Source organism: Streptomyces sp. NPDC050856 (assembly GCF_040653855.1).
GTDB lineage: Bacteria > Actinomycetota > Actinomycetes > Streptomycetales > Streptomycetaceae > Streptomyces.
The window spans coordinates 189,729-202,801 of the sequence record NZ_JBFAGV010000005.1 but is presented as its reverse complement, the minus strand read 5'-3'; the positions used below and the strand labels follow the sequence as shown (position 1 = coordinate 202,801).

Here is a 13,073-nt window from a genome sequence, read left to right as displayed (position 1 = left end):
GACCGCGACCGGCCGCCGGAAGGCGGCCACCATGGCGGGACATATGGGGGTATCCGGGGGTGGCATGCCGTCTGACCATGCGGATAGGGTCGGCCTCGGCGCGACTGCACGTTCGAAAGCAAGGGATGCAAGGGTGACGGACGGAGCAGTAACCGAGGCCGCGCGGGTTCTGGTCGCGGCTGACAAGTTCAAGGGTTCGCTCACGGCCGTACAGGTCGCGGAGCGGGTGACGGCCGGGCTCCGGCACGTCGTCCCCGGGGTCGAGGTCGTGACGCTGCCCGTCGCGGACGGCGGCGACGGCACGGTCGCGGCGGCGGTGGCGGCCGGCTTCCGGCGCCACGAGGTTCGGGTGACCGGGCCGCTGGGCGAACCGGTGACCGCCGCGTTCGCACTGCGCGACGGCACCGCCGTGGTCGAGATGGCGGAGGCGTCCGGGCTCCAGCTCCTGCCGGAGGGGGTCTTCGCGCCGCTCACGGCCACCACCCACGGCTCGGGCGAGTTGCTGCGCGCCGCGCTGGACGCGGGCGCGCGCACCATCGTCTTCGGCGTGGGCGGCAGCGCGACCACCGACGGCGGCGCGGGGATGCTCGCCGCGCTGGGCGCCCGTTTCCTGGACGCCGACGGCAGGCCGGTGGGGCCGGGCGGCGGCGGTCTGCGGGACCTGGCCTCCGCCGACCTGTCGGAGCTGGACGCCCGCTTCGGCTCCGTCGACCTGGTGCTGGCCAGCGACGTGGACAACCCGCTGACCGGCCCGAAGGGCGCGCCCGCGGTCTACGGCCCGCAGAAGGGCGCCTCGCCGGGAGAGGTGGCCGAGCTGGACGCGGCGCTGACCCGTTTCGCCTCCGTCCTGGCCGGCTCGCTCGGTCCCCGGGCCACCGCCCTGGCCGAGGCGCCGGGCGCGGGCGCGGCGGGCGGCATCGGGTACGGGGCGCTGGTCGCCCTGGGGGCCCGCTTCCGGCCGGGCATCGAGGTCATGCTCGACGTGCTGGGCTTCGCCCCCGCGCTGTCCCGGGCCACCTTGGTCATCACCGGAGAGGGCTCCCTGGACGAGCAGACCCTGCACGGCAAGGCCCCGGCGGGCGTCGCCGCCGCGGCCCGGGCGGCGGGCGTGGAGGTCGTCGCCGTCTGCGGCCGGCTGGCCCTCCCGCCGGAGGCCCTGGGCCGCGCGGGCATCCGCCGGGCGTACCCGCTGACCGCGCTGGAACCGGACCCGGCGAAGTGCATCGCCCAGGCCGGCCCCCTGCTGGAGCGGGTGGCGGCCGACCTCGCACGGGACTTCCTGTCCTGACACCACGCCCCGGGGCGGCCTCGCGGCGGGGCGATGGCACCGGTCAGCAGCGGCGCGGGCCGTGGGCCCAGTGCGGGCGTCGAAGGAGGACGAGGTGTTGTCCACCCACCCCCGGGGGTCACGCCCGCACCCGGTGTCCCGGTACTCACACCCGGGGCCGGCCGACCGGGGAAGCCCGCGTCACCGGGCGGTAACGCGCGCGTGTGAGGCTGTGCCCATGAGTGATCACACCCGGCTGGAACACCGTGTCGAGCAGCTCACCGCCGACTCCGTCCACCACGCCCGGGACGGGCTCGCCGCCCTGCTGGTGGACGCGGTGGACAGCGGCGCCTCCGTCGGCTTCCTGGCGGGCCTCGGGCGGGCCGATGCCGCCGCCTGGTGGCGGGACGTCGCCGGGGAGGTCGAGCGGGGCGGTCGGAGCGTCTGGGCGGCGTACGGGGCGGACGGCCGGGTCCACGGGGTGGTGACGCTCGTCCGGGCGGCCGCGCCGAACCAGCCGCACCGTGCGGAGATCTCCAAGCTGCTGGTCCACCGCGACGCCCGCGGCCGGGGGCTGGGCGGACGGCTGCTGGCGGCGGCCGAACGGGCGGCGGCCGAGGAGGGTCGGACCCTGCTGGTGCTGGACACCGAGTCGGGCAGCGGGGCGGAGCGGCTGTACCGCGCGGCGGGCTGGACGCGGGCCGGGTCGGTCCCCGGCTACGCGCTCGACCCGTCGGGCGTCCCCAGGCCCACCACGTACTACTACAAGGCACTCGGCCGGCCCTGAGGGCACGCGCGGGTCCTGCGGGCACTGGAACGGGCCGGGCACACCGGAAAGGGCTCGTCCGGCACACGAAAGGGCCCGGGCACCTCTTCCGAGGTGCCCGGGCCCTTCACTCGCGTACCGGGGCTACGGCAGCTGCGCCGCCCGCGCCTCCCGGTTCACCCGCCGGTTGTCGCGGAAGGTGTTCACCCGCCGCGCCGTGGCGAACAGCGGGATGACCGCGCCCAGGACCACCTGGAGCGCGCAGCCGGTCTGGAGCAGCAGCTGGCCGCCCGGGGCGTCGAACGCCCACGCCGCCAGCAGACCCATCGCGCCCACGATCCAGCTGAGCATCGCCACCGCGAGGACGCCGCGCGGCTTGGGGTACTCCACCCGGCTCACCATCAGCCAGGCGGTACCGATGATCGCCAGCAGGGTCGGGATGAACGGCAGCTCCAGCAGCACGATCGACACGACCGTCAGCGCGCCGAAGGGGCTCGGCATGCCCTGGAACATGCCGTCCTTCATGGTCACGCAGGAGAATCTGGCCAGCCGCAGCACCACCGCCAGCAGCACCACGATGGCGGCCACCGCGGAGACCCGCTGGTGCGCGTCGTCCGCGACCATCCCGTAGACGAGCACGAAGTACGCCGGGGCCAGCCCGAAGCTGATCAGGTCCGACAGGTTGTCCAGCTCGGCGCCCATCGGCGAGCTGCGGAGCTTGCGCGCCACCAGCCCGTCGCACAGGTCGAAGATCGCCGCCAGCAGCATCAGGATCACGGCGGTCGCGGCGCTGTGCCGCGCCATGCCGGTCTCCTGGCTGCCCGTGAGGTGCGGGATGAGGATCCCCGTGGTGGTGAAGTACACCGCCATGAAGCCGCACGTGGCGTTGCCCAGCGTCAGCGTGTCCGCTATCGAGAGGCGGAGCGAGAGAGGCATCTCCTCCGCCTCGTCGGCCTCCGCCTCCGCGTCGGCGACCCAGGTCGCCTGTGTGTCGGGATCAATCACGGTCAATTCGAGTCACCCCCGCAGTCGTGGTCTGACCGACCTCGACAGCGACGTCGACACCTTCCGGAAGGTAGATGTCAACGCGCGATCCGAAGCGGATCAGACCGATGCGGTCGCCCTGCTCGACCTTGGCGCCCTGTGCCAGGTACGGCACGATGCGCCGGGCGACGGCACCCGCGATCTGCACCATCTCGATGTCACCGAGCTCGGTGTCGAAGTGCCAGACAACGCGCTCGTTGTTCTCGCTCTCCTTGTTGAACGCCGGCACGAACCCGCCGGGAATGTGCTCGACGGACGTCACCGTGCCCGCCAGCGGGGCGCGGTTGACGTGGACGTTCAGCGGGCTCATGAAGATGGCGACCCGGGTCCGGCCGTCCTTCCACGGCATGATGCTCTGCACCACACCGTCGGCGGGCGAGATGACCCGGCCCTGCGCGATCTCGCGCTCGGGGTCGCGGAAGAACCACAGCATGCCGGCCGCCAGGGCGGTGGTGGGCACAGCGATGGCCGCGGCGCGCCTGGAACGGCGCGAGCGGGCGAGGCTGAGTGCTGCGGTGGCGACGGTCGGCAGGAGCCACGGCGATGCTCCGCGCGCGAGGCGTACGCCGACACGGCTGTCGCGAGGTGCAGAGGTTTGGCTGTGGGGCATGGATGACCTTCGTAGCGGATGATGCCGCGCGAATGCGGGGGACGGCGGCGTTTCCGGCGATGCTATCGGTTGCGAGCCGCAACTGGGCAAGCCAGAAGCCGAGTCGGCGGCCGGAAGACGATGACAGGGTGTGATCTTCTTCGCGGCCGAACCGCCTCAAAACAGACAATCAACCCTGGAATCGGTACTCCTCGAGCAGCCGACGACCAATGATCATTTTCTGGATCTCGGCGGTACCTTCGCCGATCAGCAGCATCGGTGCCTCCCGGTAGAGGCGCTCGATCTCGTACTCCTTGGAGAACCCGTAGCCGCCATGGATACGGAAGGCATCCTCGACCACTTCCTTGCAGTACTCGGAGGCGAGGTACTTCGCCATCCCTGCTTCCAGGTCGTTTCGCTGCCCGGAGTCCTTTTTGCGCGCTGCGTTCACCATCATGGCATGAGCGGCCTCGACCTTGGTAGCCATCTCGGCCAGTTTGAACTGAATGGCCTGGTGCTGGGCGATCGGCTTGCCGAAGGTGTGGCGCTGCTGGGCGTAGGAGACGCCGAGCTCGAACGCACGCTGCGCGACGCCACAGCCACGTGCCGCCACATTCACCCGCCCGACCTCGACACCGTCCATCATTTGGTAGAAGCCCCGGCCGGTGGTCCCACCCAGGACACGATTGGCCGGAATGCGCAGTCCGTCCATGATCAGTTCGGTGGTGTCGACACCCTTATAGCCCATTTTGTCGATTTTCCCGGGGATGGTGAGACCCGGCCGGACCTCGCCGAAGCCGGGCTCCTTCTCCACCAGGAAGGTCGTCATGGACTTGTGCGGGGCGGTTCCCTCGGGGTGCCCTTCGTCACTTCGGACGAGAACGGCCACCAGGGTTGACGTGCCGCCGTTGGTCAGCCACATCTTCTGGCCGTTCAGGACGTACTCGTCGCCGTCCTTGACCGCCTTCGATGTGATCGCGGACACGTCCGAGCCGAGCGCCGGCTCCGACATCGAGAACGCGCCCCGTACCTCGCCGGCCGCCATCCGGGGCAGGAAGGTGTCCTTCTGCTCCTGGGTGCCGTGCTGCTTGAGCATGTACGCCACGATGAAGTGGGTGTTGATGATCCCCGAGACGGACATCCAGCCGCGGGCGATCTCCTCCACGCACAGGGCGTACGTGAGCAGGGACTCGCCCAGACCCCCGTACTCCTCGGGGATCATCAGACCGAAGACGCCCAGCTCCTTCAGGCCGTCGACGATGTCCTGCGGGTACTCGTCGCGGTGCTCCAACTGGGTGGCGACCGGGATGATCTCCTTGTCGACGAAGTCCCGGACGGTGGAGATGATCTCCTGCTGCACGTCGGTGAGGCCGGGGGTCTGCGCGAGTCGGGCCATGGCTACTTCTCCTGCTGCTTCAACTCGGGGCGGCCGGGCTGCTCGCCGCCGCGCTCCTTGATGTACTGCTCGGTGGGCACCATCACCTTGCGGCGGAACACGCACACCAGCGTGCCGTCCTGCTTGTAGCCCTTGGTCTCGACGTACACGATCCCGCGGTCCGACTTCGACCTGGACGGCGTCTTGTCGAGCACGGTGGTCTCGCCGTAGACGGTGTCGCCGTGGAAGGTCGGCGCCACGTGGCGCAGCGACTCGACCTCCAGGTTGGCGATCGCCTTGCCCGAGACGTCCGGTACGGACATTCCCAGCAGCAGCGAGTAGATGTAGTTGCCGACGACGACGTTCCTGCCGAAGTCCGTCGTCCTCTCCGCGTAGTTGGTGTCCATGTGGAGCGGGTGGTGGTTCATGGTGAGCAGGCAGAAGAGGTGGTCGTCGTACTCGGTGACCGTCTTCCCGGGCCAGTGCTTGTAGACGGCTCCGACTTCGAACTCTTCGTAGGTGCGGCCGAACTGCATGGTGCTCACGCCTCCGGGGCTTCGAACTTGGAGGTACGGGTCATGCCGGCCGCGCGGCCCTTGCCGGAGATGACCAGGGCCATCTTGCGGCTGGCCTCGTCGATCATCTCGTCGCCGAGCATCGCCGAGCCCTTCTTGCCGCCCGCCTCGGAGGTGTAGTACTCGTACGCGTCCAGGATGAGCTCGGCGTGGTCGAAGTCCTCCTGGGAGGGTGAGAACACCTCGTTGGCCGCCTCGACCTGACCGGGGTGCAGCACCCACTTGCCGTCGAAGCCGAGGGCCGCGGCGCGCTGCGCGACCGCCTTGTAGCCCTCGACGTTCTTGATCTGCAGGTACGGGCCGTCGATCGCCTGGAGGTCGTTGGCGCGGGCCGCCATCAGGATCTTCATCAGGATGTAGTGGTACGCGTCGGCCGGGTACCCGGGCGGCTGCTCGCCGACCACCAGCGACTTCATGTTGATGGACGCCATGAAGTCCGCCGGGCCGAAGATGATGGTCTCCAGGCGCGGCGACGCCTGGGCGATCGCGTTGACGTTGTTGAGACCCTGGGCGTTCTCGATCTGCGCCTCGATGCCGATCCGGCCGACCTCGAAGCCCATCGTCTTCTCGATCTGCGTCAGCAGCAGGTCCAGCGCCACGACCTGCTGGGCGTCCTGCACCTTCGGCAGCATGACGCAGTCGAGGTTCTGACCCGCGCCCTCGACGACCGTGACCACGTCGCGGTACGTCCACTCGGTGGTCCAGTCGTTGACCCGTACGACCCTGGTCTTGCCCGTCCAGTCGCCCTCGTTGAGGAACTTCACGATGGTGTGCCGCGCCTCGGGCTTGGCCAGCGGCGCGCAGGCGTCCTCCAGGTCCAGGAACACCTGGTCGGCGGGGAGGCCCTGGGCCTTCTCCAGGAAGCGCGGGTTGGAGCCGGGTACCGCCAGGCAGGAGCGGCGCGGGCGGAGACGGTTGACCGTCATGCGGGGACCTCCAGAGGGTCGAGCTTGTTCGCGTTGCGGATCTCGTCGACGATACGGCCGATGATCTCCGTGATGCCGAAGTCCTTCGGGGTGAAGACGGCGGCCACTCCCGCCCGCTTCAGTGCGGCGGCGTCGGCACTGGGGATGATCCCGCCGACGATGACCGGAATGTCCGTGGCGCCCGCCTCGCGCAGCCGGGACAGCACGTCCGGCACCAGCTCGGCGTGCGAACCGGACAGGATCGACAGACCCACGCAGTGCACGTCCTCGGCCAGCGCGGCGTCCACGATCTGCTCCGGGGTCAGCCGGATGCCCTGGTAGACCACCTCGAAGCCGGCGTCGCGCGCGCGTACCGCGATCTGCTCGGCGCCGTTGGAGTGCCCGTCCAGGCCGGGCTTGCCCACCAGCAGCCGCAGCCGGCCGGAGCCCAGCTCGGCGGCCGTCCGGGTGACCTTCTCCCGCACCGCGGCCAGCGGGGTGCCCTGCTCGGCGGCGACCGCGACCGGCGCGGACGACACGCCCGTCGGGGCCCGGAACTCGCCGAACACGTCCCGCAGGGCCCAGGACCACTCGCCGGTGGTGACGCCCGCGCGGGCGCACTCCAGGGTGGCCTCGAAGAGGTTGCCGTCGCCGGCTGCCGTCGCCTTGAGCCGGGCCAGGGCCTCCTGCGCGCGGTTCTCGTCGCGGTTGTCGCGCCACTCGTGGAGCTTGGCGACGACGCGGGCCTCGTTGGCCGGGTCCACCGTCATGATGGCGGTGTCCAGGTCGGCGGTGAGCGGGTTGGGCTCGGTCGTCCGGTGGATGTTGACGCCGACGATCTTCTCCTCGCCGGACTCGATCCGGGCGCGCCGCTCGGCGTGCGAGGAGACGAGCTGCGACTTGAGGTAGCCGGACTCGACGGCGGCCATCGCGCCGCCCATCTCCTGGATCCGGTCGATCTCGGCCAGGCACTCCTCGACCAGGGCGTCGACCTTGGCCTCGACGACGTGCGAGCCGGCGAAGATGTCCTCGTACTCCAGCAGGTCGCTCTCGTGCGCCAGGACCTGCTGGATGCGCAGGCTCCACTGCTGGTCCCAGGGCCGGGGCAGGCCCAGCGCCTCGTTCCACGCCGGGAGCTGCACCGCCCGCGCGCGGGCGTCCTTGGAGAGGGTCACGGCCAGCATCTCCAGGACGATGCGCTGGACGTTGTTCTCCGGCTGCGCCTCGGTCAGACCGAGGGAGTTGACCTGGACGCCGTAACGGAACCGGCGCTGCTTGGGGTCCTCGATGCCGTACCGCTCCCGCGTGATGCGGTCCCAGATGCGGCCGAAGGCGCGCATCTTGCACATCTCCTCGATGAACCGGACGCCCGCGTTCACGAAGAAGGAGATACGGGCGACCACATCACCCTTGCGCTCCTGGGGCACCTGCCCGGAGGCGAACACCGCGTCGAGGACCGCGATGGCCGTCGACATGGCGTAGGAGATCTCCTGGACCGGTGTGGCGCCCGCCTCCTGCAGGTGGTAGCTGCAGATGTTGATCGGGTTCCACTTGGGGATGTGGTTCACCGTGTAGGTGATCATGTCGGTGGTCAGCCGCAGCGACGGACCGGGCGGGAAGACGTGCGTCCCGCGCGACAGGTACTCCTTGACGATGTCGTTCTGCGTCGTCCCCTGGAGCTTGGTGATGTCCGCGCCCTGCTCCTCCGCGACCACCTGGTACAGCGCCAGCAGCCACATGGCGGTGGCGTTGATGGTCATGGAGGTGTTCATCTGCTCCAGGGGGATGTCCTGGAACAGCCGGCGCATGTCACCGAGGTGCGAGACCGGGACCCCGACCCGGCCCACCTCGCCGCGGGCGAGGATGTGGTCCGGGTCGTAGCCCGTCTGCGTCGGCAGGTCGAAGGCGACCGACAGACCGGTCTGCCCCTTGGCGAGGTTGCGCCGGTACAGCTCGTTGGACGCCTCGGCGGTCGAGTGACCGGCGTACGTCCGCATGAGCCAGGGGCGGTCCTTCTTCCGTTCCGTCATCAGATGTTCCGGAAGCGGTTGATGGCGTCGATGTGCTTGTCCCGCATCTCCTGGTTCTTCACGCCCATGCCCTCCTCGGGAGCCAGGCACAGCACGCCGACCTTGCCCTGGTGGAGGTTGCGGTGGACGTCGTACGCGGCCTGGCCGGTGTCCTCCAGGGAGTACACCTTCGACAGGGTGGGGTGGATCTTGCCCTTGGCGATCAGGCGGTTGGCCTCCCACGCCTCGCGGTAGTTCGCGAAGTGCGAGCCGATGATGCGCTTCAGCGACATCCACAGGTAGCGGTTGTCGTACTCGTGCATGTAGCCGGAGGTCGAGGCACAGGTGGTGATCGTGCCGCCCTTGCGGGTGACGTACACGGACGCGCCGAAGGTCTCGCGGCCGGGGTGCTCGAAGACGATGTCGATGTCCTCGCCGCCGGTGAACTCGCGGATGCGCTTGCCGAAGCGCTTCCACTCCTTGGGGTCCTGGGTGCGCTCGTCCTTCCAGAACTTGTAGCCCTCGGCGCTGCGGTCGATGATCGCCTCGGCGCCCATCGCGCGGCAGATGTCCGCCTTCTGCTCGCTGGAGACCACACAGATCGGGTTGGCGCCGCCTGCCAGCGCGAACTGCGTCGCGTAGGAGCCGAGGCCGCCGCTGGCGCCCCAGATCAGCACGTTGTCGCCCTGCTTCATGCCGGCGCCGTTGCGGGAGACGAGCTGGCGGTAGGCGGTGGAGTTCACCAGGCCCGGTGCCGCCGCCTCCTCCCAGCTGAGGTGGTCCGGCTTGGGCATCAGCTGGTTGGACTTGACCAGCGCGATCTCCGCCAGGCCGCCGAAGTTGGTCTCGAAGCCCCAGATGCGCTGCTCGGGGTCGAGCATCGTGTCGTTGTGGCCGTCGGAGGACTCCAGCTCGACCGACAGGCAGTGCGCGACGACCTCGTCGCCCGGCCGCCAGGCGTTCACCCCGGGGCCGGTGCGCAGCACGACGCCCGCGAGGTCCGAACCGATGATGTGGTACGGGAGGTCGTGGCGCTTGGTCAGCTCCGAGAGCCTGCCGTACCGCTCCAGGAAGCTGAAGGTCGAGACCGGCTCGAAGATCGAGGTCCAGACGGAGTTGTAGTTGACCGACGACGCCATCACGGCCACCAGGGCCTCGCCCGGGCCCAGCTCGGGCAGCGGCACGCTGTCGACGTGCAGGGACTTCCGCGGGTCCTTCTCGCGGGTGGTGAGACCGGCGAACATCTCGGTCTCGTCCTTGTGCACGGTCACCGCGCGGTAGGACTCGGGGAGCGGCAGCGCGGCGAAGTCGGCGGAAGTGGTGTCCGGCGACTGGATCGCGTCCAGGATTTCCTTCACGGTGTTGCCTCCGGCGAAGCGGTCCGGGAATCGACGAGGGGATCCCGGTGGGGTTGACGGGTGGTGCTGCTGTGGAGGTGTGCCGTCGGTTCGGCGGGTGGTGCTCGGCGGCGCTGGTGGCGCGGGAGGTTGCCTGTGACGCAGGCGTCCGGGCGCGCGACCCGGGTGACCCTGGACGGGGAGGGTTGCGGGGACAGCCGGCGTGCGAGAGGTCTCTGCACGCCGGCCGCCCGGACACCCTCAACGTATGGCACGGCGTGCCAGCTCGCAAGACACTGGGTGCCAACAATTTCACTCAGTTGTCATCCGCCGATCACAGATGAGCGATGATCGATCGAGCATGCCCCATGTCGGCCGGTAAACGGCGAACGCCCGCCCGGCTGGAGGTGATGTCCAGCCGGGCGGGCGTACGAGGGAGGGCGGCGGCCGGCCGGCGGCCGGCCGGGCTCAGCGGTCCCTGAGGGCCTTCTCGATGGTGCGCATGACCTCGTCCAGCGGCGCGTCCGTACGGGCCACCGCCACCAGTACGTCGCCGGTGGTGCCGGTACTCGCGGCCGGGGGCTTCGCGGGGGCGGTGCCGGCGGCGCGGCCGGCGCCTATGCCGGTGCCGAACGTCTCCCGCACGATCGCGAACGCGTGGTCGAGCTGCGCCTCCACGTCGCCCTGGCCGCCGGCCCGCAGCCAGCGGCGCAGTACGTGGTTGTGCGCCGTGACGACCGCGGACGCGGCCACCTCCGCCAGCAGCGGGTCGTCGTTGCCGGCGTGGTGGTCGCGCTCGTCGAAGTGGCCCAGCAGATAGCGGGTGAACAGCCGCTCGTAGCGGGCCACCGAGGCGATCTCGCGCTCCCGCAGGGTGGGCACCTCGCGGGTGAGGCGGTAGCGCTCCACCGAGACCGCGGGGGAGGCCGCGTACATCTTCATGACTTCCTTGATGCCCCGGCAGACCGTGTCCAGCGGGTGCTCGTGCGCCGGGGCCGCGTTCAGGACCGCCTCCGCCCGCACCAGGGTGTCGTCGTGGTCGGGGAAGATCGCCTCTTCCTTGGAGCGGAAGTGGCGGAAGAAGGTGCGGCGGGCGACCCCGGCCGCGGCGGCGATCTCGTCGACCGTGGTCGCCTCGTACCCCTTGGTGGCGAACAGTTCCATGGCCGCGGCCGCCAGCTCACGGCGCATCTTGAGCCGTTGGGCGGCGGCGCGGCTGCCCGCGGCGCTTTCCGGGGCGTCGGTCGCGGCCGGGGGGCGGGAAGTCCGGCGGGCGGAGTCAGCGGGCTGGGACATGACCTGAACGTACTGCATCCGTGCAGGAGAGCGCGCCTGCGGGGCCGGGCCGCCCGCGCCGTCGAGCAGCCCGCCCCACTCCCCGTACGGCTCAGCGCCGGGCATATTCGCGGAAGCCACGTCCCGTCTTGCGGCCCAGGCAGCCCGCGGCCACCAGGTGCTCCAGCAGGGGCGCCGGGGCCAGGCCCGGGTCGCGGAACTCCCGGTGCAGCACCCGCTCGATGGCGAGCGAGACGTCGAGGCCGACCACGTCGAGCAGTTCGAACGGCCCCATCGGATAGCCGCCGCCCAGCTTCATCGCCGCGTCGATGTCGTCGAGCGAGGCGTAGTGCTGCTCGACCATCTTGATCGCGTTGTTCAGGTACGGGAAGAGCAGCGCGTTCACGATGAAGCCGGCGCGGTCCCCGCAGTCCACCGGGTGCTTGCGGATCCTCGTCGTGACCTCCCGGACGGTGGCGTGGACGTCGTCGGCGGTCAGCACCGTACGCACCACCTCGACCAGCTTCATCGCCGGCGCCGGGTTGAAGAAGTGCATCCCGATGACGTTCTGCGGACGGGAGGTGGCGCGGGCGCAGGCCACGACCGGCAGCGAGGAGGTGGTGGTCGCGAGCACCGCGCCCGGCTTGCAGATCTTGTCCAGGGTGGCGAAGAGCTGCTGCTTGACCTCCAGGTCCTCGGCGACCGCCTCCACCGCGAGGTCCACCTCGGCGAACGCGTCCAGCGAACCGGCCGGAGTGATCCTGGCCAGCGTCTCGTCACGGGCCTCGCCGGTCATCCGTCCCTTGTCCACCGAACGCGCCAGCGACTTGGCGATCCGGGCCTTGGCGGTCTCGGCCTTCTCCGGCGAGCGGGCGGCGAGCACCACGTCGTAACCTGCCTTGGCGAACACCTCGGCGATGCCGCTCGCCATGGTGCCGGAGCCGGCGACCCCCACAGCGCGCACCTCCCGGCCGGTGCCGGCCGCCGTCCCCTCGGCGGGGGTGAGCGCGTCGGGCACCACGGTGCCGCTGCCGGGCGCCTCGTAGGTGTAGAAGCCGCGGCCCGCCTTGCGGCCGGTCAGGCCCGCCTCGCTCAACTGCTTGAGGACCGGCGCGGGCGCGTGCAGCCGGTCGTGCGACTCCGCGTACATCGCCTCCAGGACGGTACGGGCGGTGTCGATCCCGATCAGGTCGAGCAGGGCCAGCGGGCCCATGGGCAGGCCGCAGCCCAGCCGCATGGCGGCGTCGATGTCCTCCCGGGAGGCGTACCTGGCCTCGTACATCGCCGCGGCCTGGTTCAGGTAGCCGAAGAGCAGTCCGTCCGCGACGAAACCCGGCCGGTCGCCGACCGCGACGGGCTCCTTGCCGAGGTCGTGGGCGAGCCGGGTGACGGCGTCCACGGCCTGGGGCGCCGTCAGCACCGAGGAGACCACCTCGACCAGCTTCATCGCCGGGGCGGGGTTGAAGAAGTGCAGACCGAGCACCCGCTCGGGGTGTGCGGAGTCGGCGGCCAGCCGGGTCACCGACAGGGCGTTGGTGCCGGTGGCGAGGATCGCCTCCGGACGGACGATGGAGTCCAGCGCGCGGAAGACCTGCTGCTTGGTCTCGTACGACTCCGGCACGACCTCGATGACGAGGTCGGCGTCGGCCGCGGCCTGGAGGTCGCCGAAGGTGCGGAAGCGGGCGAGGATGTCGCGCCGTTCCTCCTCGGTGATCCGGCCTCGCGTCACCGAGCGGGCGGTGGCCGTCTCCAGCGCGGTGACCGCGCGGCGGGTGGCGGCCTCGCTGATGTCGATGCCGACGACCTCACGGCCGGCCCGGGCCAGGACCTCGGCGATACCGGTGCCCATGGTGCCGAGGCCGACGACGGCGATGGTGGAGAGAGGGGTGTCCATCAGGGGACTCCAGGGATGAGTGACGACTGATGAGGGG

General features: G+C 70.5%; 11 protein-coding genes. 2 read left to right on the top strand and 9 right to left on the bottom strand.

The annotated features are described in order from the left end of the window. Positions 1 to 133: 133 nt before the first annotated feature. A complete protein-coding gene (locus tag AB0H53_RS07185) occupies positions 134 to 1,288 on the top strand; it encodes a glycerate kinase (RefSeq protein ID WP_362108392.1) in 1,155 nt (384 codons plus the stop codon). A 217-nt stretch (positions 1,289 to 1,505) separates the two neighbouring features. Continuing rightward, positions 1,506 to 2,054 (top strand): GNAT family N-acetyltransferase, encoded by a 549-nt coding sequence (locus tag AB0H53_RS07180; RefSeq protein WP_362108390.1) that lies wholly within the window; start codon positions 1,506 to 1,508, stop codon positions 2,052 to 2,054. A 123-nt stretch (positions 2,055 to 2,177) separates the two neighbouring features. On the opposite strand, the gene pssA is transcribed toward AB0H53_RS07180, so the two are convergent. From pssA to AB0H53_RS07135, 9 genes are all read right to left on the bottom strand, one after another. Continuing rightward, positions 2,178 to 3,038, bottom strand: coding sequence for a CDP-diacylglycerol--serine O-phosphatidyltransferase (gene pssA / locus AB0H53_RS07175; RefSeq protein ID WP_362108567.1), 861 nt, complete (start codon positions 3,036 to 3,038; stop codon positions 2,178 to 2,180). Further along, positions 3,031 to 3,687 (bottom strand): phosphatidylserine decarboxylase, encoded by a 657-nt coding sequence (locus AB0H53_RS07170; RefSeq protein WP_362108388.1) that lies wholly within the window; start codon positions 3,685 to 3,687, stop codon positions 3,031 to 3,033. The genes pssA and AB0H53_RS07170 overlap by 8 nt, the downstream gene beginning before the upstream one ends. Positions 3,688 to 3,856: 169 nt before the next feature. Beyond that, positions 3,857 to 5,062, bottom strand: a complete 1,206-nt coding sequence (locus AB0H53_RS07165) for an acyl-CoA dehydrogenase family protein (protein WP_362108386.1) — start codon at positions 5,060 to 5,062, stop codon at positions 3,857 to 3,859. 2 nt (positions 5,063 to 5,064) lie between these two features. Next, positions 5,065 to 5,577, bottom strand: coding sequence for a MaoC family dehydratase (locus AB0H53_RS07160; RefSeq protein WP_362108565.1), 513 nt, complete (start codon positions 5,575 to 5,577; stop codon positions 5,065 to 5,067). Positions 5,578 to 5,582: 5 nt separating this feature from the next. Further along, positions 5,583 to 6,542, bottom strand: coding sequence for a CoA ester lyase (locus AB0H53_RS07155; RefSeq protein WP_362108384.1), 960 nt, complete (start codon positions 6,540 to 6,542; stop codon positions 5,583 to 5,585). Further along, on the bottom strand, positions 6,539 to 8,551 hold the full coding sequence (locus tag AB0H53_RS07150; RefSeq protein ID WP_362108382.1) for a protein meaA: 2,013 nt from the start codon (positions 8,549 to 8,551) through the stop codon (positions 6,539 to 6,541). Before AB0H53_RS07150 ends, AB0H53_RS07155 begins: the two co-directional genes overlap by 4 nt. Beyond that, entirely contained in the window at positions 8,551 to 9,888 is a 1,338-nt protein-coding gene (gene ccrA, locus AB0H53_RS07145; RefSeq protein ID WP_362108380.1) for a crotonyl-CoA carboxylase/reductase, read from the bottom strand. The genes AB0H53_RS07150 and ccrA overlap by 1 nt, the downstream gene beginning before the upstream one ends. Positions 9,889 to 10,335: 447 nt before the next feature. After that, positions 10,336 to 11,163 (bottom strand): TetR family transcriptional regulator, encoded by an 828-nt coding sequence (locus AB0H53_RS07140; protein WP_362108378.1) that lies wholly within the window; start codon positions 11,161 to 11,163, stop codon positions 10,336 to 10,338. A gap of 91 nt (positions 11,164 to 11,254) precedes the next feature. Continuing rightward, positions 11,255 to 13,036 (bottom strand): 3-hydroxybutyryl-CoA dehydrogenase, encoded by a 1,782-nt coding sequence (locus AB0H53_RS07135; protein ID WP_362108376.1) that lies wholly within the window; start codon positions 13,034 to 13,036, stop codon positions 11,255 to 11,257. Between the last annotated feature and the right edge of the window lie 37 nt (positions 13,037 to 13,073).

What these genes read in the sequence shown, in the direction of transcription:
- AB0H53_RS07180 (WP_362108390.1), top strand. Translation starts at nt 1,506, where the DNA reads ATGAGTGATCACACCCGGCTGGAACACCGTGTCGAGCAGCTCACCGCC.
- AB0H53_RS07170 (WP_362108388.1), bottom strand. Translation starts at nt 3,687, where the DNA reads ATGCCCCACAGCCAAACCTCTGCACCTCGCGACAGCCGTGTCGGCGTA.
- AB0H53_RS07165 (WP_362108386.1), bottom strand. Translation starts at nt 5,062, where the DNA reads ATGGCCCGACTCGCGCAGACCCCCGGCCTCACCGACGTGCAGCAGGAG.
- AB0H53_RS07160 (WP_362108565.1), bottom strand. Translation starts at nt 5,577, where the DNA reads ATGCAGTTCGGCCGCACCTACGAAGAGTTCGAAGTCGGAGCCGTCTAC.
- AB0H53_RS07155 (WP_362108384.1), bottom strand. Translation starts at nt 6,542, where the DNA reads ATGACGGTCAACCGTCTCCGCCCGCGCCGCTCCTGCCTGGCGGTACCC.
- AB0H53_RS07150 (WP_362108382.1), bottom strand. Translation starts at nt 8,551, where the DNA reads ATGACGGAACGGAAGAAGGACCGCCCCTGGCTCATGCGGACGTACGCC.
- AB0H53_RS07140 (WP_362108378.1), bottom strand. Translation starts at nt 11,163, where the DNA reads ATGTCCCAGCCCGCTGACTCCGCCCGCCGGACTTCCCGCCCCCCGGCC.
- AB0H53_RS07135 (WP_362108376.1), bottom strand. Translation starts at nt 13,036, where the DNA reads ATGGACACCCCTCTCTCCACCATCGCCGTCGTCGGCCTCGGCACCATG.